Source organism: Nostoc sp. DedVER02 (genome assembly GCF_034530675.2).
GTDB lineage: Bacteria > Cyanobacteriota > Cyanobacteriia > Cyanobacteriales > Nostocaceae > Nostoc.
Window position 1 is genome coordinate 1 of sequence record NZ_JAVRCP020000036.1, and the last position, 23,659, is coordinate 23,659.

Consider the following 23,659-nt stretch of genomic DNA (forward strand, 5'->3'; position numbering starts at 1 on the left):
ACGCTGTTGCGGCAACGATAGTTTAGGGGTCGCCCTACGCAAAAATAGCTCGATGCCAGGTATTATTTTACAACTAGAAACCCCTAAGCTCACATCACTGCTTTGGGGTTTTTGTTTATCTGAATCTTGGATAGATCATTTAGCTAATCTCTCTATAGCTAAGATTAGATATCTTTTCAGTGAGGCAGTTGCACGAACCAACTAAACATACGCCTCTTCTGTCACTTTCCGAGTATTCTAAGAGGATGTTTTAAAAGTCGAAGCGAGTCAAAAATTATGCCAGTCGCCTGACCATAAGACGTATCATCGCAATGTAAATAAAAGTCTCACAGGGTTACTACGATATGCTTTAGTCATTTGCTCACAAGGTGCTGATGCTTACAATCTCAGCTTAAGCCTTGTGAGCTTTGTTACAATTGCCCCCCCACTTTTAAAACATCCTCTTAGGGGATGTAGGGAGTAACTTTTCACTGTCTTATATTTTACCTTAGCATCTTCAGCCACATTTTTGATTATTCAATTTCTTTCTGCTGTAAGTTCTCTAATCTTTAGTCTAGCTACCCCTATTTTTATCTTGACAAAGGCGAGATTCCACTTTTTAAAAATTAATGGGATTCTATCTACTATATGTATATGAACAACAAACATGAGAGCGATTCTAGCCTCGAAAAGTAACAAAGCGATCGCTTTTGATGCCAAGCATCGAAGGTGAGTCCCATGCTTAGGTTAAGGTTTATCGCCCTCTTGCTGTCCTCCTGTACCTCCCTCTCCTTGTGCTGCAGATATGATTTGCTTTTGCTGTTCTTGTAGCCAGATTTCAAAGAGTTCATTCAAAAGGCGCACTTTCATAAATTCATCGAGTTGTGCGGGAATAAATTTTTCCAGCCGCAAAATCACGAACCAGTCAGCAATACGGGTAGGGGGCAATATCTGACCTGGTTGACTGCTTGAGAGCATTTGCACCATTACTGGATGTAGTGCATTCAGTTCAATCGGGCCTACTAACCCACCAGTTTGAGCTTCTGGCCCGAGTGAGTATTCCCGCGCCAAGTCAGCAAAAGAGTTTTCTTTTGCCTGAATCCGAAAGTAAAGTTCTTGGGCTATTCCAACATCCTGGGTTCGTAGTAGGGAATAAATTACTTTGTCTAGTTTTGCCTTGGACTGAAAAAAGTAGGATTCTAGTTTATTACCCCAAGTGGCTTGCTTAAATTTTTCAATTTTCAGCTTACGAGTGGTAATAACTTCTAGTTGTTCAGGAGTCAGCCCTTGACGTGCAATCCAAGCCTGGATATCTTCTTCATTTTTAAACTGTTTTTCAGCGTAAAACTGCTGTTTAGCTTGGGCTATTTCTTCGGGTGTACACTCTATTACTACCTTCTCAAAGCGTGATTGCTCTATGGCCTCATCGATGATCAATTCTCGCTGCAACTGTGGCAGCATTTGGTAACTTGCAAGCAAGGATATTAGTTCACTTGCTGTGATTGTACGATTACCGATTTGGATCGCTTCAGTCATTAGCTTTTGGGCATCTCAAGAATATCTAGTTTATTAAAGAAGCTAAAACGTAGCCCATTCACTGGGAGCTTTTATCTTAATCTTACCGAGATAAATACACTAACCTCACTTTTTCAATAATTACACACTTTAAAATATACAGTTGAAACCTTGTCTAGGTTGAAACCCGTAGTTTTTCCTCATCAAATTATCTAACGCCTGTTCTATCTCTATAGATAAAGCTATTCATTACCTGTATCTTTCTTAACATGGCTGTAATGTAGATGTTAGAGGATAACAGAAGTAAAGAAAGGCAGCATAGTTGATAAAAGAAACAAAAGATGAAGTTGAGGATATGGATGCTCAAACAGCAATGTTTAACGACAAACCGCTTCTCTACTAGACGTTTTGCGAACGTGTCTACGTTTAATATCAACATGGAGAAGAGAATTGGAGTGTAGCAGTTTTCAAGCTACGGCAATATTGTAACGATGTACCCACTCTATTCTTGTCTGAGGGTTCCGTCCTGTTTGTCTACTTACTTGTGTTGCATTTTTATTCATTACATATCTCATACAGTGCCATCAAAGGCTCAGGGCTACTAGCACAATCTGCTTTTAATGCTTCTTATTTCATGCAAAATTTTGGTTCTGGCGATCGCAGTTGATTTTGAGCTTCCCTATTTTGCTATTTGTCATACGTACTTCTTCACAGTAATATATCTTCAAAACTCCAGTTCTCAAAATGGATGAGGTTTAAAAGAGTATTTGGGAAAAACCTTTCAACAAACATAATAATTGAGAAAGTTCAACTTGCATCACAATGCTTAATTAAATTTGGGGCGGAGTAAGAGTGCAGAACATGGTGTACAACTTTTTATAGTTTATTAAGATTTATTAAAAATTATTAAAGAAGGCAACAAGTCAAAATGTTGCCTTTTTCATTAGGAATTTACAGCATAATTCAGGAGTCAGAATGAGTTAAGTCCAATTAGTAGAAGTAAAACACGCTTTATTCCTAACTTTGAAACTTAGCCTGGGTAAAATACCCAAATTGAAATCTGCTGTATGTATCCAGTACCCAAGAATGTAACATCTACAACGACTCTAAATAGCTCAAAAGATCCGCCATTTCTTGGGTGCTAGGCTGAAATTTTGGCATTGGCGGCGTTTCGCCACTGATCACCTGATGAATCAATCCATATTGAGACTTATGCTTGGAAACAGCTTGCAAACTTGGCCCTACTCGCCCGTCTGCTTCCAAACCATGACAACCAGCACAGTTAATTTGAAAGATCGCGTGTCCTTGAACTGGGTTTCCTGTTAGAGATAAAACACTCTTTACATAAGGATCGGAGGCTTGAACCAACTGAACACCAAAAAAGCCCAAAGGGACTGATAGCAGTATGGCCAGCGTCAATAAAACGATGCGCTGAATCAAAATTTCAGGTTTGGTAATCTGGTTATCCAAAAGGTTTGCGGTGAAAGTCTAGGTGTGCTAAAAAGTTTTCTTTTCCTACACATAGCTTAAAAGTTCTTGATGGTGTCTGCAAGCACAGAAGACTATTTTCTTTTGAGCAGTCGCCTTCCAAAAAGTCTGTAGAGCGCAGGATTCATACCAAATTTGGTAAAATCAAAAACAGGCAACGAATATTTAATAATTACAAAGAGGAGATTTCCAGTGGTTGAACCCCTGCTATCAGGTATTGTCCTTGGTCTAGTTTTCGTCACCCTCGCCGGACTGTTTTACGCTGCCTATAAGCAATACAAGCGCCCCAATCAGTTGGGCGGTTGAGGAAGTAGTGGGTGCTGAGTTCCCAGTGCTGAGTTAGGAGTTAGGAGTTAGGAGTGAAGGGTTAGGAGTTATGTTGTTCCTCATCTCCTTTATTTGCCCCTGATTCCTCACTCCGAATTCTGTAGAAAGTAAGTGATGTGTTGCTGTAAACTTTCTCACGGCAAATTTCCCAAGCGGGAATCTCTGGCGATGTCCAACCTTGTGAGGCGTGTTCAACTGCGATTTCGCCACTAGGATCTAAAAGTTGATGGTGAGCGATCGCTTCTAATACTGGTTGGTACAATCCACTGGCATAAGGTGGATCGAAGTAAATTCTATCGAATTGCTTGCCTGATAAATTCTTTAACTGCTGCGTAATATCTCCCCGCAATATGCGAAATTCTTGCTCGGCATTAGCTACTTGCTGCCAATTTTGTTGAATAGTGGCACAAGCTCGGCTGGATTGTTCAATTCCTACTGCTAGGCTAGCTCCTCTACACAAAGCCTCTGCGCCCATTGAACCAGTACCGGCGCACAAATCTAGCCAGCGACAACCTGCAATTTCTCCCTGCCAAATATTAAAGACTGCCTCCCTTACCCGCGCACTGGTAGGTCTAGTTTCTTTTCCAGGTAAAGTTTTTAGCTGGCGATTACCGTAAATTCTGAGGCTCATTGGTTATTAGACATTGGTCATTAGTTATTAGTCGTTGGTCATTAATTTTAGACAAAGGACAAAGAACAAATGACAAAAAGAGTATTAGGCAGGAATTTTTTCACGGACTTGAGCAACAAAATTAGATAGGATTTGCAATCCGATATTAGAGGATTTTTCGGGGTGAAATTGAACTGCCATCAGATTTTCTTGAGCGATCGCAGCTGTGACGGTTTGAGTACCGTGAGTGATGGTTGCTGCACGGATTAGCGGGTCTATTGGGTCAACATAGTAAGAATGGACAAAATATACCCAAGGATCGGACGGTAAATGCTCCCACAAAATGCTTTTTGGCTGAGTCATTTCCAGCTGATTCCAACCCATGTGAGGAATAGTGATGTCAGGTTCTGGACGAAATCGCCGTACTTTTCCCTTGATAATTCCTAGTCCTGGTTGGCTACCTTCTGCACTTGATTCAAAGAGAATTTGCAATCCTAAACAAATTCCCAAAAAAGGTTTACCAGATGCGATCGCTTCTTTAATCGGTTGTTCTAAACCACGCGATCGCAGGTGTTGTACTGCTGGATCAAATGCTCCCACTCCCGGCAGAACTATTGCATCTGCCTGCTCTAATTCCTTTGGAGAATAAGTAACATTAGGAGTTGCCCCAGCTTTTTCCAAGCCTTTGCAGACTGAGTGCAAATTTCCCATCTCATAATCTACGACCGCAATTACTGGCATTCACCTGCTCCTTGCAAATTTATTAATGGAGGGTTTTTCTATTCTAAATAATATTTGATATGAAGAAAAGAATTCTATTAACTTCTTTTGACATTTACCTAAAATTTCAACAGTCGAAATTCTTCTGATGATTTATTACTTGAAGTTACCAAACTCGATCTGATACCAAATGACTTGAGTTTTTTACGCCAGTTACCAGTAGATGTGCAACTTGCCAGTACTCAGGTAATGGAAAAAATCAATGGAATTCAACCTGAATACATCATCTGTTGTAGGCAGGCTGCAATCCTTATACAATTAAGTGTCGAAGCGTCTGCTAGCTGTGGAAAAATTAGAAGTTGATATAGAAAAATTAGTGGCGGGAGAAGCATCAATTCAGGTTAGCCACGACTGCGGTCAATTTCTTTTTCCTATTTAGGCTTGGACTACTTAGACTAAAATCAACTTACGATCAGTTGTCTTTTTATCCACATTCCGGTTCTAAACCAAGAAAATTTGATGGAGATTCTTGGAGATTTCGTATTAATTATTAACAAACTGGCACTTTCATCAAGTTGTTAATGTCTGTATGGTGAAAGAAATATCTAAGTATATGTTGCCATTGTTACTAATTTTCCCAATTGCTCAATCAACTCCTGCGACACCACCTGAAGAAGTTGTACAACCACAAGAAGTACGCCCTTTACCAGGTAAATTGGATACAGTGCCAACTTTTAACAGCAATAGTCCAGAATTGGTGTTGAAAGAAGGAATTTTACTTTCCACTTTTCCACCAAATGGCAAAAAATTCCCGACAGCGCATCTAAATTTTCCCTTTCGAGGACGATTTGATATTTTTGCCCATCACGTTGCTAGGGCTGAACCTCCAGAAAATTTGCGCTCGCTCTATTTAGGGATAATTTTGCATAACCCTGGTTCAGAAACAGTGAAGGTGAATATTTGGCAGGCGGCGAGTTATTTGAGTCAACCGGATGCGCCATTTATTCAGTTACCATCCTTTAGCCAAAATCCTTTAGGGACAATCTTTGCAGGGCCCGGCGATCGCGTCATGTCTGATGTGTTGAGGGGACTACGACAAGAGATTTTCCCTGCCCAAATTGAGATTCCAGCAAAGCAAAGTCGGATGTTACTAAATTTACCAATCCCTGTACAGGGATTGACACCGCCTCTTAATGGTCGGTCTACATTGATTCGATTGCAAAGTAATGACAATGTCTATGCAGCCAGCCTAGCCATGTTTGCAAGAGTGAATCCTGATGGTAGTGAGCGATCGCCTACTTTAGAAGAATGGCAGAATTTACTAGATAATGGTGATTTGGCTGGGCCACGAGATAAAGCGCCCACGCCCCTAGAGGAAACTAACAAGCCGATAATTTATGGACGGGTTGCTGGAGTGGCTAATGGCTCACGATGGAGAGCCTTATTAGTAGATAATCCTAAAGCGAGGTATCTAACTATTCCTCAGCCTGGTCAAGTGTTTTCCTACGCTCTAAGTACCCTGCATGGCGGTACATTAGGAACTGGTCAAATTCAAAGTGCTACCATGCTGGTGCGCTATCCTGACACCGCATATCGCGCTCATGGCAACTATGGAATTCAATATAATCTCAAGTTGCCGTTATACAACAATACTCAAAGTCCTCAAACTGTAAGCGTAGCCATACAAACTCCGCTTAAAGAGAATCAGTTAGTCAAGCCAGGGTTACGCTTTTTGAGTACACCAGCCCGTGAGGTATTTTTCAGAGGGACAGTTCGGGTACGATACAAAGATGACCAAGGTCGGCCACAAACTCAATTTGTACATTTAGTGCAAAAGAGAGGTCAACCAGGGGAACCGTTAGTTTCATTAAAGATGAAAGCTGGCGATCGCTCTTTAGTAGAAGTAGACTTTCTCTATCCACCGGATGCTACACCACCGCAAGTATTAACAGTGTTAACTCAAGCTAAAACCCAGTATTAAAAAATTCGTAATTATGTTTTGTGCTCGAGATTTAAACCTCGACAGAAAACAAGCTGTTTACATAAACAGTGAGAGCGGTCATTTTATATGGATAGATCGACCTGATGTAATCAGAGATGCTGTAAAAATTGTTCTAAATAAAGCTGATCTTTCCCTTCCGGGTTAACGGGTATAGATGCTGAACAGGGAAATTATGAATTTTGTTTTGCATAATTCATAATTTATTTATTTTCTTTTCTCCCCAATCTCAAATTTTATGGATTCAAATCCAGCATTGTGTGCAGCGATCGCAAATCAGATTACCACCAGTCCCCAGAAACGAATTACTTTCGCCCAATTCATGGATCTGGCATTATATCATCCTAAATACGGCTACTATTCCAGCGATGCACTCAAAATTGGCTTTAAAGGTAGTGATTTTTTCACCTCTCCCAACCTTTGTACTGACTTCGGCGAGTTACTAGCAGAACAATTTTTTCAAATGTGGGAGATTCTAGGAAAACCTGTACCCTTTTCTCTTGTAGAAATGGGAGCAGGTCAAGGACTGCTAGCATTGCATATCCTTAAATATTATCAACAGCACTATCCAGATTTTTTTACCGCCCTGGAGTACATCATTGTTGAAAAGTCTCCAACTTTAAGACAAGAACAGCAACAACATTTACAAGATTTACCCGTGCGTTGGTGCAACTTAGAGGATATACCGCCAAATGCGATCGCAGGCTGCTTTTTTTCCAACGAGTTAGTAGATGCGTTCCCCGTCCATCAATTCACCCTAGAAACAGGCGAACTCCGAGAAATTTATGTGACAACAGATAACAATAAAAAAGAAACCAATGCCCCATGCCCATCATTTGTAGAAGTCACAGCAGAACCTTCAACCCCCCAACTAGCTGAATATTTAGACTTAGTGGAAATGGACTTTACCCAAAGTGCATATCCAGATGGCTACCGTAGTGAAATTAATTTAGCTGCTCTAAACTGGTTGAGTATAGTAGCAGACCGCTTACAACGTGGCTATGTGTTAACAATTGATTATGGCTACCCCGCCAGCCGTTACTATAATCCCAGGCGATCGCAAGGAACGCTACAGTGTTATTATCATCATCGTTTCCATGACAACCCTTATATCAATATTGGGCGACAAGATATCACTGCCCATGTTGACTTTACAGCTTTGGAACGCTGGGGCGAGAAGTGCAATTTAAAAAATATTGGTTTTATCCAGCAAGGATTATTTTTGATGGCGTTGGGGTTAGGCGATCGTATTGCAGCCCTTTCTTATCAAAAGCAACTCCTTTCGGAGTTACTACAGCGCCGTGACGCATTACAACAACTCATAGATCCCACAGGACTAGGCGGCTTTGGAGTTTTAGTTCAGAGTAAAGGTCTGAACAATACAGAAACTTCTCAACCCCTAAAAGGATTGACTCTGCCGGAGTAAAGGTATATTTGAAAAGTTAAAACTCTATTTAAGAATGCAGTATCAGTCTTATTTAGACTAGCATAACAGTGAATACTGTAAAGTTAAACACACTACCAAAGTAATAATTATGTCAACTCATGACCTACTAATGTTAGCAACACTACTTACCCCTGGTATTTTACTTTCAGTGATAATTATGTTGACTTTTGCCGCCGGTGGTTGATTGCCAAAGTTAGAGAGTCGCAATAGGGAGTAGAGAAACTGAGATTTAGGATTGTATCTTAAAAGTCTCCAATAACTACTTCCCAACTAAATTTGAATCAAACAATGCAAACGCGATGTTCAAATGGGCTGTGACGCTTAAAAACTCGCTATCGGTGACGCTGTATTAAAGGAACGTGAAAAATGAAGGTGGCATTTCTGGGAACTGGACTGATGGGACTACCAATGGCTCAAAGGTTATTAGCCGCAGATATACAGCTAGTTGCTTACAATCGCACCCCAGAAAAATTAGCACCATTACAAGCTGCTGGGGCTGAAATTGCTACACATCCCCGCCACGCTATTCGTGCTGCTGAGTGCATAATCCTGATGCTGACTAATGCCCCGGCTATTTATAATGTGTTGCTTTCAGATACTTCTTGGCAAACTTTGGAAGGGCGCACAATTATCCAAATGGGAACAATTACCCCCACAGAAAGCCAGGAAATTAGAGATGCAGTTGTTGGTGGTGGTGGTGAGTATTTAGAAGCACCTGTATTAGGGAGTATCCCAGAAGCAAAAGCTGGCAAGTTGAGTGTTATGGTAGGGGCAGAACCAGAACAATTTCAACAGCACTTAAAGCTACTTCAAAATTTTGGGACAGAACCTTTACTTATAGGGCCAGTTGGATCTGCGGCGGCGCTTAAATTGGCACTAAATCAACTAATAGCTTCCCTAACAACTAGCTTTGCTTTAAGTCTGGCTTTTGTCCAGCGTCAAGGTGTTGATGTGGATATGTTTATGCAAATCTTGCGCGACAGTCCACTCTACGCACCTACCTTTGACAAAAAGCTACAACGGATGTTGGATGGCAATTATGCCGATCCAAATTTCCCCACAAAACACTTGCTCAAAGATACAGAATTGTTTATCTCAGAAGCGAAATCCCGAAGTTTGGATCTTAGCAGCATTAAAGGTGTGCGACAAATCTTGCAAACAGCCGTGAAAATGTCATTTGCTGATGATGATTACTCATCACTATTTTCTGTAATTAAAGAATGGGGTGAATAAATTTTTGTAGGTAGTTTTGTAGGTAGCACAGCTAGCTGTGCTACCTACTTAGGATATAAAATTTTCTCTTTATACCCTGTATCCCTGATATGCCTTTTGAAAATACTGAATTAAAAGGTTTTAATCTTTAATAACGATATTACTGCCCATCAGTAGTAGTTGATTGAGGAAATGGTAAAGATTCAGTCTGGGGCTGGGGCTGAGGTGTTGGTTGAGGATTGAGAAATTCTTGCCAAGCCTTAATTTGCTCCTGCGCCCCACTGTAAGCAGCACTACCGCGTGGAATCGATTTTGCAATATCAATCCCTCTAGCAATATCAGACTGACCTTGAGAGCGGGCTATTTCTAACAATTGCTGACTCCATTGGTCAATAGCCAGATTCGCATCCATACGTAAGATGCTATTGTTTGAAACCCGATCTGCCAGTCGTATTGCTTCAACCAAAGCTTCTGGCGTACCAGCTGCGCCTACTTCCTGAGCTTTCCTCCAGTTTTCTCTAGTGCGGATTTGCCCTTCCCAGTCATTTATCGCAGCTTGTGCTTCCCCAGAAAGCGCCCTTCCCGATGAGGCAATTTGTTGAGCAGCGCTAATGGCAGCGGTGAGATTTCCGCTCTGAGCCAGTTCTTGCGCCTGATCCAAGTAAGGTTGATCTTGAATTCTCTGAATTTTCCCTACCCAAGTACGAATTCTTTTCCGTGCCTCTGGATATAATGCCCGACCTCTACGAATTTCGCTGGCTTGAGCGATCGCAGCTTGCAAAGAATTGATATCATCGAATACAGCTATCTGATCGGCGCGATCTAAGTAAGGTTGGTCTTGAATCGTTTCCACTTGGGCTTGCCAGCGATCTATCTCTTGCCTTGCTTCTGTGGCCCTGGGATTACTTGCAGGTATTAACTGGACTTGGGCGATCGCTGCTGTTAAATTAGGGACTGTTCCCTGGCTAGCCAATATTCTTGCTTTTTCTAGATTGGCAACATCTTCAATTTCCAACTGCCAACGAGCAATTAGTTGCTGTGCTTCGTTATACACTGGTCTAGAAGGATCGATTTGTTGTGCTTGAGCGATCGCAGCCTGTAAACCAGAAACGTTACCTATCCAAGCACTTCTTTTCGCATCAGCAATGGCGATAAAGTCATCTGTCTCGCCTTGTAATTTCGTACTCTCTGGAATTTGTCTAGCGATATTCAGTGCTTCATCGGCATCTCGCTTATCTAGTTTTGCCTGTGCCAATTCCAGCATTTTACGTCCAAATGCGGGAATTGCTTCCTGAGCTTTTTGGTAAAGATAACTTTCCTGCCCAATAGACTCAGCTAACTTGATGGCTTCCAGTAAATTATCGACTACTTTGCTGTTTGCTAAACTTTCAGCTTTTCCTAACTTATCGCCATCTTCCCGTGCTGTGGCAATTAAACGATTTAATTGGTCGTATTTAGTACCCGCCCAATATTGATTGTCTACGCGCAACATTTTGGCAGATAACATGAACGCCGATTGCCAATGTAGTTCCTTGACTTCGGCGATCGCACCATTATATGTAGCTTCTGCTTTTGACCAGATTGTTTGCCATTTGTCAACTTGTTGATCGACTAATTTATAAGCTGCCACATCTTCGGGTATTTTACGAGCAGTAGCGATCGCTTCCTCTAAATTCCCTGTTTGGAAACTTTGATCGGCTAGCTTCAAAATATCCCGCGACCATTCTTCGATGAAACGATTGATTTCTCCATGCAACGGGTGATTTGCTGGTAGTTCCTTCACCAGAGCGATCGCTTGCAATAAATCGTTCACTGTTTCCTTGGAAGCTGCTAACTGAGCGCAGTGTAACCGCACAGAAGCACTAGCTAGGGGCCAGAAAATCGACGGACAATTAGGGGCAGCTGGCAACTTTAGCAACATTGCCATTGCTAAGAATCCTACACTGCCAGGAATCAACATTAGTAGTACCAGCCACAATGTCCAGCTTTTCATCCAGCGTGGCCATTTACCAGAAGTACTACTAAGTTGGGCAATTTCTTCTGAATTACTATTTATAGGTAATCCTTCCCTATGGTTTTTTTTTCGCCGCTTCACTGACTTGGAGGTAGAACCAGTAGCTGGGACATCAAAGGGCTGAGTTTCACCGAATTGTTCTGTTCGGGATAATCTTTTGTTTTGATCTGGCTCACTTCCACTGGCTCTTGACCAACTATCTGGAATATCCCGCTCTGTCATCTCTCACACCAAAATAATTGAATAGCGCTCTGTTTTAGGTTGATAATTCCATTGTTGACATAGTAACTTTCTCATGATTAAAAAGCTACTTTTTCGATTATCTCTCTCCACAGAGTACCATTAACAATCTAAAAAATCAGTGCTAGTTTATACTTTATCCTGAAACAGTAGATTCAGCTTGCAAATCGGCAATTAGTTGAGCTAACTGATCGCTACTTGCCTGGTAAACGTTGCCGCAAAAGTCGCAAGTTGCTTCAGCACCATCATCTTTAACAATCATATCTTGCAGTTCGGCTTCTCCCAGAATTTTGAGTGCCCCCAAAACGCGATCGAAAGAACAACCACAATGGAAGCGCACTATTTGCCGTTCGGGAAAGATTTCCAGTCCCATATCTCCCAACAGGTCGCTAAAGATTTCAGTTAAATTCTTCCCGGCTTGCAATAATGGCGTAAATCCTGCCAGACCCGCGACCCTCGATTCCAATGTTTCTACTAAAGCTTCGTCTCTAGCAGCTTTGGGCAACACTTGTATTAGTAACCCTCCAGCAGCCGTTACTCCAGTTGCTCCCACAAACACACCTAAGACTAAAGCTGAAGGTGTTTGTTCGGAATTCACTAAATAATGAGCCACATCATCGCCAATTTCGCCAGAAACTAGTTCTACCGTACTAGAGTAAGGATAACCATAACCCACATCCCGCACAACGTAGAGGTAGCCACTGCCCACTGCACCACCAACATCTAGCTTACCTTTGGCATTGGGAGGCAATTCCACAGATGGATTCGCCACATACCCGCGTACCGTACCATCTAACCCAGCATCTACTAATATGCCACCCAAAGGGCCATCGCCTTTTACCCGGACATTGACCCTTGATCCACTTCGCTTCATACTAGAAGCCATCAACAAGCCAGCTGCCATAGTCCGACCCAGTGCTGCCGTTGCCACATAAGAAAGCTTGTGTCGCCCTCGTGCTTCTTCTGTTAAACGTGTGGTTATCACACCTACGGCACGAATTCCACCTTCGGCTGCTGTTGCACGAATTAACTGATCCGCCATGAATAACCTTACATTTCTTAACAAGTTCACTTTTTCTATTCTAAGTTCTCTGCTGCTAGAAAAGTAACGTAATGGGGTGTTACGCAAATAAACGGCTGTCATTGGTCATTGGTCATTTGCAAAGAACAAAGGACTAACTACATAATGACAAAAACTATTTGCAATATTAGAAATAGCCATATCTCACCTTTAGGCAATTTTAGAAAAATGCTAGGTAACTTTCAACAAAGTCAACTACGGATCGAAATTGAAGCGCCAATAGATGCAATTCGCAACAGTCTGCTGCATCCGGCGCAACTAGAAAAATGGCTCTTAGGACAACGCTTTGCGCCAGGAATGCCAGAAGAACTACTTTCAGGATTCCAGTTTACAACCTGGACTGGGCCAGTCTCAATTCATCATCAAGTAGACGTTGTAAAATCCAACTGCCTCCGCTTGCTACTCAGTGGAGGTATTGACGGGTTTCACGAATGGTACTGGGGAGAAGGCTGGGTGCAATCGCGCTTGGAAGGAGTTTCACTTTTGCCCTTAAATTTGGGTCAAACCCTGAGTTTGTTGAGCTTGCGTCAGTTTTTGGCAACTCAAGAACGTTGAATTGATTGGAGGTGAAGGGAATAGGAATTGGTTTTTTCCTGTCACCTCTAACCTATTCCCTATCTCCACCAATGAATTTAATTGTGTCTAACTACTTAATTATGTATGATATAAATTTAATTCTGCTTTACCACAAACACCGAACAATTAGCCTCTTCCACAACTTGACTGCTAACAGAACGATGGACAATTCGCTTCATCCCAATCAACCCACGACTACCAATTACGATCAAGTCAGTTTTGTAAATATTGGCAAGACGAATAATCTCTTCGGCAGGATCGCCAGTTACCAGTTCTAACTCACTTGTGACTGATAATTTTTCTTGATAGCATTGCAGCTGTTTTTCAAGCTGGAAATAAGAAAATGTTGGGGACTCTGGTTGAGGACGATCGGCAGGTAATTCCATTTCTGACTCTGGTGTGGGAAATACATGACAGAGGATAATCTTGGCATCATTTGACAATGCCAAACTATCTAAACTCTGAATTACTCGTTCTCCAATTTCCGAACCGTCCAGAGCTACCAAAATATTTTTTAGCACCGCTCTCATCTCCTAATAAGAGTAGACCCCTTACATTAGTATGTAGCAAAAGTTGTTGGCAGCGACACTAAATTATTTTTCCATCTGCCTATTTAGTATATGTACTTCGAGGCTATGCTATAAATAGCTTTCACTCAACTTTGATGCTAGTGCCTTGTAAAAAGATATTTTCGCCAATTCTTTGGGACACAAATCCTTGGCTGAACTGCTCGCTGATTTACTGCAAAGATAACTCTTTTTATAAGAACTCAGCACAATAGGCGGGCAATGTCTAGTAGATGCCCGCCAATAGGCTTAAAATAAGGTAGCAAATAATTTATTTGCTATCTACAGGAATCACTTTTGTCAACATCACTCTTCTTGCTGAACTCGGCGACGGACTGAATCAGCATGAGAAGGTAAGCCTTCTGCTGTTGCTAGTACATCAATAGCACCAGCTACATTTTGCAGCGCAGTTTGGGAGTATTGAATAATACTGGAGTGTTTGAGAAAGGTTTCAACCCCTAATGCCGAGGCATAGCGGGCAGCGCCAGAAGTTGGCAAAGTGTGGTTAGGCCCTGCCAAATAGTCTCCTACAGCTTCTGGTGTGGAGTAACCCAAAAAGATTGCCCCAGCGTGGCGAATCTGTGGTAAGAGTGCCCAAGGGTCTTTAACTTCTAATTCCAGGTGTTCGGGGGCAAATTCATTTGAGAGTTCTGCTGCTGCTTGGAGCGATTCCACAAGGACAATCAACCCATAATGAGCGATCGCTTTTTCTGTGTCTATTCGCCGTGGATGATCCACTAGCTGTCTTTCCAAGGCTAATTGCACGTTTTTCGCCAAAGCCGCATCTGTCGTCAGCAAAATTGCTGCCGCCATTGGATCGTGTTCGGCTTGGGCTAGTAAGTCAGCAGCTACATGCACCGGATTTGCAGTTTCATCAGCAATCACCAGCACTTCGCTGGGCCCTGCCAAAGAATCAATGCCAACGGTTCCATAGACAAGTTTTTTCGCTAGGGTGACATAAATGTTACCAGGCCCAGTAATGACGTTCACCTTCGGAATCGTTTCTGTGCCGTAAGCTAAAGCCGCGATCGCTTGTGCGCCCCCAATGCGATAAATTTCTTGCACTCCCGCTTCTTGGGCAGCTACCAAGACTGCTGGGTTAATTACACCCCCTGGCCCTGGTGGTGTCACCATCACTATATGAGGTACAGCAGCCACTTTTGCCGGAATTGCATTCATCAGCACTGTACTGGGATAGGCAGCGCGGCCACCAGGTACATACAACCCTGCTCGATCGACGGGGGTGTAGCGTTTGCCCAGCACTACTTCATCGTCGCCAAAGTGTACCCAGCTTTTTGGTACTCGCTGACGATGAAACGCTTCAATTTGGCGACAAGCTAGCCGAACTGCGCCCAACAACTCCTTTGACACCTGCTGATAGGCTGCATCTAATTCCGAGCCTGTAACTCGAAGTTCTTCTGCTTTCAGGGTTTGTTTGTCAAATTCGGCTGTGTAATGCAATACAGCTTTGTCGCCTTGGCGCTTTACTGCCTGCAAAACTTCGCGTACCGTTGCTTCTTTGTGAAGCACCTGTTCGTCATGGGTGCGATCGCAGATCCGTTGCAGTTCTGCTGTAACGTCTGCCTGCTGAGTAATGATTCGCAGCATGGAGTAAGGACAATGCCAAAATTATAATATTCACACCTGAGATTTAGTATTGCTCTTGACCCACTGGGGTGTGTAAGCTGACTCTAATTCTCTTCTCTAGCTTAACCTGGATTTTTTTGATACTCCCAAGGTTGCCAACAGATGGTTTCCTTGAGAAGGCAACTTAATTGCTCAGTCCGACAACCCTTAGCAGGCTAGCGGCAGAAAGTGGGTATGCCATTTCCCCATTCAATTTCCCACTACCCTTGCGCCCTTTCCTTCACTCCTTGCGGGGTGCAGGTGGTGTGTTTGCACATCCAATACCCTAGATTTCCAGGGCGTAGCGTCTGAGTATAATTTTTACTTTTTTCCTAACTTCTCAGTAGTTAATGTGTGTACAGAGACGATATTATATCGCTTCCATACTTTGAAACCCCTGAAATTTAGCTATTTACAGTTTTTGCCTCTGACAATACATCCTACAATTCAGGACAAATTACATTGGCATTCACACCGCTTGATCGGGTAGTTGATGAGTTAGGGTAACAGTTGTATTTGATATCGCTTTATTTTAACGCAATTCCTAAATTGACGACAGAGATTAGGAAGTAGGAGAAGAAAAACTATTGTCCAATCGCAGAATTTTTTTAGGAAATTATAACATTGGCAATTTGGATGCTATATTAGTAAGTCTAGTAGTGTGTGTACATATTAATAGTATTTTTGGAATTGACTGTGGCGAATACAAAGTCTGCTCTCAAGCGTGCCCAAATCGCAGAACGTAACCGACTGCGTAACAAAGCTTACAAATCAGCAGTCAAGACGCTGATGAAGAAATACACTAATGCTGTAGCTCTCTATGCAGCTAATCCTACCCCAGAATTACAACAAGAAGCAGAGGCTCGCTTATCCGAAGCTTACGGCAAAATCGATAAAGCAGTCAAACGGGGTGTCCTTCACGCCAACAATGGCGCAAGGAAAAAGTCGAGATTGGCTCATAAACTAAAGCCTCTAACTCAAACAGCCGCTCAATAGTCATTGGTAAGGCAGTGGGATCTTCTAATTTAGTTAACCACTGAGTTACAAACTTTTTTAAAGTTGTAGTAATTGGCGTAAAACGCCAGTTGCTCATGCAAAGCTAATGTAGTCTAGAGGCTTTCCACACCCTTGCTCTATTCGTTTTAACCGAACTACAGCAAGGCTGCTCCATGAGCAACTGGTTTTCCCAATTGAAATCAAGTGGTGGGGTGCTTTCCCTTTTGATCGTTTGTTGATCGCGTAGCGATTAGCACAGGAGAAAGATTTACCTAGATGGTCATTTGTCCTTAGTTGCGCTCAAAAGCTAACTAACAATTTTATGACTAACGACAAAGAACAAAGAATGCAACTGGTAGATACGCACGTTCACCTCAACTTTGATAATTTTCAGCCAGATTTAGCAATGGTGCGATCGCGGTGGCAAGAAGCAGGTGTAGTGCGTTTAGTACATTCCTGTGTTCACCCTGATGAGTTTGCCAGCATTCAATCCATAGCGCACGAGTTTCCCGAAATCAGCTTTGCCGTAGGGTTACACCCTCTAGATGCTGAGAAATGGAATAGCGAAACAGCCGAGAAAATCAAAACTTTAGCTAGTTCTGACTCGAATGTGGTAGCAATTGGGGAAATAGGGCTGGATTTTTACAAAGCTGATAACTATGAGCATCAGCTGATGGTGTTTGAGTCGCAGTTAGCGATCGCTTCTGTTCTCAACTTACCAGTAATTATCCACTGCCGCGATGCTGCTGAAGCAACCAGAACAGTGTTGCAAAAATGGCGCGAACTGAAGGGAGAGAGAGTGCGGGGTGTTATGCATTGCTGGGGAGGAACGCCAGAAGAAACTCAATGGTTTCTAGACTTAGGCTTCTACATCAGTTTTAGCGGGACGGTAACGTTCAAAAACGCCAAAGCGATCCAATCCTCAGCTGCAATGGTGAGTAGCGATCGTCTACTAATTGAGACAGACTGCCCATTTCTCGCCCCAGTTCCAAAACGGGGTGAAAGGCGCAACGAGCCTGCCTACGTACTTTATGTAGCCGAGCAAGTAGCTAAACTGCGTCAAGAAACGGTAGAAGCGATCGCCCATCAAACTACCCAGAATGCCTGTGAACTATTTGGTCTCTCAATATAAAAGGCTTTAATCTCTTTTATTCGGTTGTGCTAAAAAAAATAAAACTCTAAAAAGGGAAAATATGGTAATATTATTCCCTCAAAAACATTTTGCTTGCGCCATAATGATAAAGGAAGGAACAAAAAATTTCTAAGCCTAATTTTCCGCGATCTTATCGGCTTGGCCATCCTCCAAATCTCTACAAGCGGATGCTCTCCACACATAACTAACCGTGCCAAACCAGGTTGAGCTATTTTGCACACAATCGACTTCTGGGTATTTAACCTATACAAAATCCTTAAACGAAATTGGCTTGTGAGTATAATCCAGCAAAATGAAGTGATTCTGATTCAAAACCCACAAGGTGCGGATCGTTCCCTCAGTCTTAGGATATCTAAGATATCACTGAGAATCTAAATAGTCGGGTGGATTTAAAACACACCGTCTAGAGCCGCGTCAGCGAATTAACGCGCTTTTTGGAGGGGAAATGAAGAACGTAGATAAAACTCAGGAATATCTCAACTGTATATTCTTCTTAAATCAAGACTATAGTGGGTTTTTGCTGTCTGAGTACCCGATTAGGGGAATTGCCCCCTTGTCCAAATTGATCGTTCCAGCTTTAATCGCTGCGTTTGACCCACCACACCTGTAAATAGCAAGTGTGTCAAAAGTTCCCAAACAACTAAGGATACTGACTAGCAGTGGGAAGCTTCAAACAGCAGTATCCAAGGGAAAATTTTACCAGGTTGACAAAGGAAGAGGCATGACTAAAGAAACATATATGGAACCCGCCTTTCTGTTGCCCGACTTGATCGAAATTCAGCGAGCTAGCTTTCGCTGGTTTTTGGAAGAAGGGCTGATAGAAGAACTAAACTCCTTTAGTCCTATTACAGATTATACGGGCAAATTAGAATTGCACTTTTTGGGTCATAACTACAAACTCAAAGAGCCAAAGTACAGTGTCGAAGAAGCCAAACGGCGGGACAGTACTTATGCCGTCCAAATGTATGTCCCTACACGCCTGATTAACAAAGAAACTGGGGAAATCAAAGAGCAAGAAGTATTTATTGGAGATTTGCCTTTGATGACCGATCGCGGCACGTTTATTATTAACGGGGCCGAGCGGGTAATTGTCAACCAAATAGTGCGATCGCCTGGGGTTTATTACAAATCAGAAATAGACAAAAACGGGCGGCGTACTTATTCAGCTAGCTTAATTCCGAACCGGGGAGCATGGCTGAAATTTGAAACAGACCGTAACGATTTGGTGTGGGTACGCATTGACAAAACCCGCAAACTCTCAGCGCAAGTACTCCTAAAGGCTTTAGGGTTATCAGACAACGAAATCTTTGATGCCTTACGCCACCCCGAATATTTCCAAAAAACCATCGAAAAAGAAGGGCAGTTTTCTGAAGAAGAAGCTCTGATGGAGTTATATCGCAAACTGCGTCCTGGTGAACCACCCACAGTATTAGGTGGACAACAACTCCTAGACTCCCGATTCTTTGACCCGAAACGTTATGACCTTGGTCGCGTTGGGCGGTACAAACTCAACAAGAAATTGCGCCTTTCTGTCCCAGACACCATGCGGGTGTTGACTCCTGGCGATATCCTGGCAGCCGTAGATTACCTAATTAACCTAGAATATGACATCGGTAATATCGATGACATTGACCACTTAGGCAATCGTCGAGTCAGAAGCGTCGGTGAATTGCTGCAAAACCAAGTGCGGGTCGGTTTAAACCGTTTAGAAAGAATTATTCGGGAACGGATGACTGTATCCGATGCCGAAGTTTTAACCCCCGCTTCCTTGGTGAACCCCAAACCATTGGTAGCAGCAATTAAAGAATTCTTTGGTTCCAGCCAGTTAAGTCAGTTCATGGATCAAACCAATCCTCTCGCAGAACTGACCCACAAACGCCGTCTAAGCGCCCTTGGGCCTGGTGGTTTAACCCGCGAACGCGCTGGGTTTGCGGTGCGGGATATTCACCCTAGTCACTATGGACGCATTTGCCCCATTGAAACACCTGAAGGCCCCAACGCCGGATTGATTGGCTCCTTGGCTACCCATGCGCGGGTTAACCTTTATGGGTTCCTCGAAACACCATTTAGACCTGTGGAAAATGGGCGAGTCAGATTCGATCTGCCTCCAGCTTACATGACAGCCGATGAAGAAGACGATCTACGGGTTGCTCCTGGGGATATTCCTGTAGATGAAACTGGGCACATTATTGGGCCGCAAGTGCCAGTGCGCTATCGTCAGGAATTTTCCACCACAACGCCAGAACAGGTGGACTACGTAGCAGTATCTCCCGTACAGATTGTATCGGTAGCAACCAGCATGATTCCCTTCTTGGAGCATGATGACGCTAACCGAGCGCTGATGGGATCGAACATGCAACGGCAAGCAGTACCCCTGCTGAAGCCAGAGCGTCCCTTGGTGGGTACTGGTTTGGAAGCCCAAGGAGCAAGAGACTCCGGGATGGTAATTGTATCGCGTACTGATGGCGATGTCACTTATGTGGATGCCACAGAAATTCGTGTTCGTCCTAAAGCTAATACCTCCGAAATTAAATACACCCTTTCCAAGTACCAACGCTCAAACCAAGACACCTGTTTAAATCAAAAACCTCTCGTCCGCATTGGTGAGCGGGTTGTTGCCGGTCAGGTCTTGGCTGATGGCTCCTCCACCGAAGGCGGTGAATTAGCGCTAGGACAAAATATCGTCGTTGCCTACATGCCTTGGGAAGGCTACAACTACGAAGACGCAATTTTAATCTCTGAAAGACTGGTACAGGATGATATCTACACCTCAATTCACATTGAAAAATATGAAATTGAAGCAAGACAAACAAAACTGGGGCCAGAAGAAATTACCAGAGAAATTCCCAACGTCGGGGAAGATGCCTTGCGTCAGTTAGATGAACAGGGAATCATTCGCATTGGGGCATGGGTAGAAGCTGGAGATATCTTGGTGGGTAAGGTAACACCCAAAGGTGAATCTGACCAACCGCCAGAAGAAAAACTATTGCGGGCGATTTTCGGTGAAAAAGCGCGGGATGTGCGAGACAATTCTCTGCGAGTACCGAATGGTGAAAAAGGTCGCGTTGTTGATGTGCGCTTGTTTACTCGTGAACAAGGCGATGAACTGCCACCAGGAGCCAATATGGTAGTCCGGGTGTACGTTGCCCAAAAACGCAAAATCCAAGTTGGCGACAAAATGGCAGGTCGTCACGGTAATAAAGGGATTATTTCTCGGATATTACCGGCAGAAGATATGCCTTATTTGCCCGATGGTTCACCAGTGGACATTGTACTCAACCCCTTGGGCGTACCTAGTCGGATGAACGTCGGACAAGTATTTGAATGCCTCTTGGGTTGGGCTGGTCAAACCTTGGGAGTTCGATTTAAGATTACTCCCTTTGATGAAATGTACGGTGAAGAGTCATCCCGCCGAATCGTACATGGCAAATTGCAAGAAGCACGAGACGAAACAGGGAAAGACTGGGTATACAACCCAGATAACCCTGGCAAAATCATGGTGTATGACGGTCGTACAGGCGAACCCTTTGACCGAGCAATTACTATCGGTGTGGCTTATATGCTGAAACTGGTGCATTTGGTGGATGATAAGATCCACGCCCGTTCTACAGGCCCATACTCACTGGTAACTCAGCAACCCTTGGGTGGTAAAGCACAACAAGGTGGTCAACGGTTTGGGGAAATGGAAGTGTGGGCATTGGAAGCCTTTGGTGCAGCTTACACCTTACAGGAATTGCTCACAGTTAAATCTGACGATATGCAAGGACGGAATGAAGCGTTAAATGCGATCGTTAAAGGTAAGGCAATTCCTAGACCTGGAACTCCAGAATCCTTTAAGGTGCTAATGCGCGAGTTGCAATCATTGGGCTTAGACATTGCCGTACATAAGGTAGAAACCCAAACAGATGGCAGTTCCTTAGATGTGGAAGTCGATTTGATGGCAGACCAATCAGCCCGTCGCACACCTCCTCGACCAACTTATGAATCTCTTTCCCGCGAATCGCTGGATGATGACGAGTAAGGATTAGGGAATAGGGCATGGGGCATAGGGAATGGGAAAAATGCCCAATGCCCAATGCCCAATGCCCAATATTCCAAAACTAAATATACTCATAACTCAAAACTCAGCACTTAAGTATGAGACCTGCCCAAACTAATCAGTTTGACTACGTAAAAATCGGCTTGGCTTCTCCCGAACGCATTCGGCAGTGGGGCGAAAGAACATTGCCTAATGGTCAAGTAGTCGGTGAAGTTACCAAGCCAGAGACGATTAACTACCGAACTCTCAAGCCAGAGATGGATGGCTTATTTTGTGAGCGCATCTTTGGCCCCGCGAAAGATTGGGAATGCCATTGTGGTAAGTATAAAAGAGTTCGTCACAGAGGTATTGTCTGTGAGCGCTGTGGGGTGGAAGTCACCGAGTCACGGGTGCGTCGTCACCGCATGGGCTATATCAAACTCGCCGCACCAGTAGCTCACGTTTGGTATCTCAAAGGCATTCCTAGCTATATTTCCATCCTATTAGATATGCCTTTGCGGGATGTCGAGCAGATTGTCTATTTCAACTCTTATGTTGTCCTGAGTCCAGGTAATGCCGAAACTTTAACTTATAAACAGCTACTCAGTGAAGACCAGTGGTTGGAAATAGAAGACCAAATTTATAGCGAAGATTCTGTGCTGCAAGGCGTAGAAGTAGGTATTGGGGCTGAAGCACTGTTACGCTTGCTTGCCGATATCAATTTAGAACAAGAAGCGGAAAGCCTACGCGAAGAAATTGGTAACGCTAAAGGACAAAAGAGAGCCAAGCTAATCAAGCGACTACGGGTAATTGACAACTTTATCGCTACTGGTTCCAAACCAGAGTGGATGGTAATGGCAGTAATTCCCGTGATTCCCCCCGACTTGCGCCCAATGGTGCAGCTAGATGGCGGACGCTTTGCTACCAGCGATTTGAATGATTTGTATCGGCGGGTAATTAACCGCAACAATCGTTTGGCACGCTTGCAAGAAATTTTGGCCCCAGAGATTATTGTGCGGAACGAAAAGCGGATGCTGCAAGAAGCAGTGGATGCTTTGATTGACAATGGTCGTCGGGGACGCACTGTGGTAGGAGCAAATAACCGACCACTGAAATCTTTGTCCGACATTATTGAGGGTAAGCAAGGACGTTTCCGACAAAACTTGTTAGGTAAACGGGTTGACTACTCTGGACGTTCGGTTATTGTGGTCGGGCCAAAGCTGAAAATTCACCAGTGCGGTTTGCCTAGAGAAATGGCAATTGAGCTATTTCAACCATTTGTGATTAACCGCCTGATTCGTAGCGGTATGGTAAATAATATCAAAGCTGCGAAAAAGCTGATATCACGTAACGATCCCAGTGTTTGGGATGTACTGGAAGAGGTGATTGAAGGACACCCTGTAATGCTAAACCGGGCACCAACGTTGCACCGCTTGGGTATTCAGTCTTTTGAACCGATTTTGGTAGAAGGTAGAGCAATTCAACTGCATCCTCTGGTGTGTCCGGCATTCAACGCTGACTTTGACGGGGATCAAATGGCGGTACACGTACCTCTGTCGTTAGAAAGTCAGGCTGAAGCGCGGTTGCTGATGTTGGCTTCTAACAATATTTTGTCACCAGCCACGGGTAAACCCATTATCACACCCAGCCAAGATATGGTGTTGGGAGCCTATTACTTAACAGCAGAAAATCCCGACGCAACAAAAGGTGCAGGAAGGTACTTTTCTTCGCTAGAGGATGTAATTATGGCTTTCCAGCAAGAACAAGTTGACTTGCACGCCTATATTTACGTGCGGTTTGACGGTGAAATAGAATCAGACCAAGCGGATACGGAACCCCTGAAAGTGACGGAAAACGAGGATGGTAGCCGGACATTACTCTATAAGTTCCGCCGAGTCAGACAAGACGCTAAAGGTAATGTACTTTCTCAGTATATATACACAACGCCTGGTCGAGTTATCTACAATAACGCCATTCAGGAAGCACTGGCTAGTTAATTCGTAATTTCTAATTCGTAGTTCGTAATTGAAGAATTACGAACTACGAATTATGTAGCTTGCTTCTCGCCTCCAGCGAGTATTACGAATTATTA

General features: G+C 43.5%; 18 protein-coding genes. 10 read left to right on the forward strand and 8 right to left on the reverse strand.

Annotated features, from left to right (window positions below):
• Positions 1–205: hypothetical protein (locus RMZ41_RS25570; protein ID WP_409875957.1), on the forward strand; the 205-nt coding region annotated here is incomplete at its 5' end.
• A gap of 521 nt (positions 206–726) precedes the next feature.
• Here the strand turns inward: RMZ41_RS25570 and RMZ41_RS25575 are convergent.
• Together RMZ41_RS25575 and RMZ41_RS25580 are read right to left on the reverse strand one after the other, a co-directional pair.
• On the reverse strand, positions 727–1,515 hold the full coding sequence (locus RMZ41_RS25575; RefSeq protein WP_322643111.1) for a peptidylprolyl isomerase: 789 nt from the start codon (positions 1,513–1,515) through the stop codon (positions 727–729).
• A 1,074-nt stretch (positions 1,516–2,589) separates the two neighbouring features.
• Positions 2,590–2,964: a c-type cytochrome gene (locus tag RMZ41_RS25580; RefSeq protein ID WP_163928961.1), complete on the reverse strand. Its 375-nt coding sequence runs from the start codon at positions 2,962–2,964 to the stop codon at positions 2,590–2,592.
• 210 nt (positions 2,965–3,174) lie between these two features.
• Between RMZ41_RS25580 and petG the strand changes: the two genes are divergently transcribed.
• Positions 3,175–3,288, forward strand: coding sequence for a cytochrome b6-f complex subunit V (gene petG / locus RMZ41_RS25585; protein ID WP_063721252.1), 114 nt, complete (start codon positions 3,175–3,177; stop codon positions 3,286–3,288).
• 61 nt (positions 3,289–3,349) lie between these two features.
• On the opposite strand, the gene rsmD is transcribed toward petG, so the two are convergent.
• Both rsmD and hisH read right to left on the reverse strand, forming a co-directional pair.
• A complete protein-coding gene (gene rsmD / locus RMZ41_RS25590; RefSeq protein ID WP_322643110.1) occupies positions 3,350–3,940 on the reverse strand; it encodes a 16S rRNA (guanine(966)-N(2))-methyltransferase RsmD in 591 nt (196 codons plus the stop codon).
• A gap of 84 nt (positions 3,941–4,024) precedes the next feature.
• Positions 4,025–4,660 (reverse strand): imidazole glycerol phosphate synthase subunit HisH, encoded by a 636-nt coding sequence (gene hisH / locus RMZ41_RS25595; RefSeq protein WP_322643109.1) that lies wholly within the window; start codon positions 4,658–4,660, stop codon positions 4,025–4,027.
• A 592-nt stretch (positions 4,661–5,252) separates the two neighbouring features.
• On the opposite strand from hisH, the gene RMZ41_RS25600 reads away from it, so the two are divergent.
• The 3 genes from RMZ41_RS25600 to RMZ41_RS25610 all read left to right on the forward strand — a co-directional run bounded on the left by RMZ41_RS25600 (position 5,253) and on the right by RMZ41_RS25610 (position 9,318).
• A complete protein-coding gene (locus tag RMZ41_RS25600; protein ID WP_322643116.1) occupies positions 5,253–6,620 on the forward strand; it encodes a DUF3370 domain-containing protein in 1,368 nt (455 codons plus the stop codon).
• Positions 6,621–6,876: 256 nt separating this feature from the next.
• On the forward strand, positions 6,877–8,064 hold the full coding sequence (locus RMZ41_RS25605) for a class I SAM-dependent methyltransferase (RefSeq protein WP_322643108.1): 1,188 nt from the start codon (positions 6,877–6,879) through the stop codon (positions 8,062–8,064).
• 387 nt (positions 8,065–8,451) lie between these two features.
• Positions 8,452–9,318 (forward strand): NAD(P)-dependent oxidoreductase, encoded by an 867-nt coding sequence (locus tag RMZ41_RS25610; protein WP_322643107.1) that lies wholly within the window; start codon positions 8,452–8,454, stop codon positions 9,316–9,318.
• A 139-nt stretch (positions 9,319–9,457) separates the two neighbouring features.
• Here RMZ41_RS25610 and RMZ41_RS25615 read toward each other — a convergent pair whose 3' ends face one another.
• Positions 9,458–11,533 (reverse strand): chromosome segregation ATPase, encoded by a 2,076-nt coding sequence (locus tag RMZ41_RS25615; RefSeq protein ID WP_322643106.1) that lies wholly within the window; start codon positions 11,531–11,533, stop codon positions 9,458–9,460.
• Positions 11,534–11,687: 154 nt separating this feature from the next.
• Positions 11,688–12,593, reverse strand: coding sequence for an Hsp33 family molecular chaperone HslO (hslO, locus tag RMZ41_RS25620; protein ID WP_322643115.1), 906 nt, complete (start codon positions 12,591–12,593; stop codon positions 11,688–11,690).
• Between the two features lie 207 nt (positions 12,594–12,800).
• On the opposite strand from hslO, the gene RMZ41_RS25625 reads away from it, so the two are divergent.
• Entirely contained in the window at positions 12,801–13,187 is a 387-nt protein-coding gene (locus RMZ41_RS25625; RefSeq protein ID WP_322643114.1) for a hypothetical protein, read from the forward strand.
• Positions 13,188–13,303: 116 nt separating this feature from the next.
• Here RMZ41_RS25625 and RMZ41_RS25630 read toward each other — a convergent pair whose 3' ends face one another.
• Positions 13,304–13,729: a universal stress protein gene (locus RMZ41_RS25630; RefSeq protein ID WP_322643105.1), complete on the reverse strand. Its 426-nt coding sequence runs from the start codon at positions 13,727–13,729 to the stop codon at positions 13,304–13,306.
• A 351-nt stretch (positions 13,730–14,080) separates the two neighbouring features.
• Entirely contained in the window at positions 14,081–15,382 is a 1,302-nt protein-coding gene (gene hisD, locus RMZ41_RS25635) for a histidinol dehydrogenase (RefSeq protein ID WP_322643104.1), read from the reverse strand.
• A gap of 714 nt (positions 15,383–16,096) precedes the next feature.
• Here hisD and rpsT point away from each other — a divergent pair.
• The 4 genes from rpsT (at position 16,097) to RMZ41_RS25655 (ending at position 23,564) form a co-directional block, all read left to right on the forward strand.
• Positions 16,097–16,396, forward strand: coding sequence for a 30S ribosomal protein S20 (gene rpsT, locus RMZ41_RS25640; protein WP_322643103.1), 300 nt, complete (start codon positions 16,097–16,099; stop codon positions 16,394–16,396).
• A gap of 346 nt (positions 16,397–16,742) precedes the next feature.
• A complete protein-coding gene (locus tag RMZ41_RS25645; protein WP_322643113.1) occupies positions 16,743–17,528 on the forward strand; it encodes a TatD family hydrolase in 786 nt (261 codons plus the stop codon).
• Positions 17,529–18,270: 742 nt separating this feature from the next.
• The gene (gene rpoB, locus RMZ41_RS25650; RefSeq protein ID WP_322643102.1) at positions 18,271–21,570 is read left to right on the forward strand and encodes a DNA-directed RNA polymerase subunit beta; all 3,300 of its coding nucleotides are present in this window, start codon (positions 18,271–18,273) and stop codon (positions 21,568–21,570) included.
• 116 nt (positions 21,571–21,686) lie between these two features.
• Positions 21,687–23,564 (forward strand): DNA-directed RNA polymerase subunit gamma, encoded by a 1,878-nt coding sequence (locus RMZ41_RS25655; RefSeq protein ID WP_322643101.1) that lies wholly within the window; start codon positions 21,687–21,689, stop codon positions 23,562–23,564.
• The last annotated feature ends 95 nt before the right edge of the window (positions 23,565–23,659 follow it).

Bases quoted from the DNA above. Each gene is read 5' to 3' on its own strand.
- RMZ41_RS25610 (WP_322643107.1), top strand. From the start codon at position 8,452: ATGAAGGTGGCATTTCTGGGAACTGGACTGATGGGACTACCAATGGCT.
- rsmD (WP_322643110.1), bottom strand. From the start codon at position 3,940: ATGAGCCTCAGAATTTACGGTAATCGCCAGCTAAAAACTTTACCTGGA.
- hisD (WP_322643104.1), bottom strand. From the start codon at position 15,382: ATGCTGCGAATCATTACTCAGCAGGCAGACGTTACAGCAGAACTGCAA.
- hisH (WP_322643109.1), bottom strand. From the start codon at position 4,660: ATGCCAGTAATTGCGGTCGTAGATTATGAGATGGGAAATTTGCACTCA.
- RMZ41_RS25605 (WP_322643108.1), top strand. From the start codon at position 6,877: ATGGATTCAAATCCAGCATTGTGTGCAGCGATCGCAAATCAGATTACC.
- RMZ41_RS25600 (WP_322643116.1), top strand. From the start codon at position 5,253: ATGTTGCCATTGTTACTAATTTTCCCAATTGCTCAATCAACTCCTGCG.
- RMZ41_RS25655 (WP_322643101.1), top strand. From the start codon at position 21,687: ATGAGACCTGCCCAAACTAATCAGTTTGACTACGTAAAAATCGGCTTG.
- RMZ41_RS25575 (WP_322643111.1), bottom strand. From the start codon at position 1,515: ATGACTGAAGCGATCCAAATCGGTAATCGTACAATCACAGCAAGTGAA.
- rpoB (WP_322643102.1), top strand. From the start codon at position 18,271: ATGACTAAAGAAACATATATGGAACCCGCCTTTCTGTTGCCCGACTTG.
- hslO (WP_322643115.1), bottom strand. From the start codon at position 12,593: ATGGCGGATCAGTTAATTCGTGCAACAGCAGCCGAAGGTGGAATTCGT.
- RMZ41_RS25625 (WP_322643114.1), top strand. From the start codon at position 12,801: ATGCTAGGTAACTTTCAACAAAGTCAACTACGGATCGAAATTGAAGCG.
- RMZ41_RS25645 (WP_322643113.1), top strand. From the start codon at position 16,743: ATGCAACTGGTAGATACGCACGTTCACCTCAACTTTGATAATTTTCAG.
- RMZ41_RS25615 (WP_322643106.1), bottom strand. From the start codon at position 11,533: ATGACAGAGCGGGATATTCCAGATAGTTGGTCAAGAGCCAGTGGAAGT.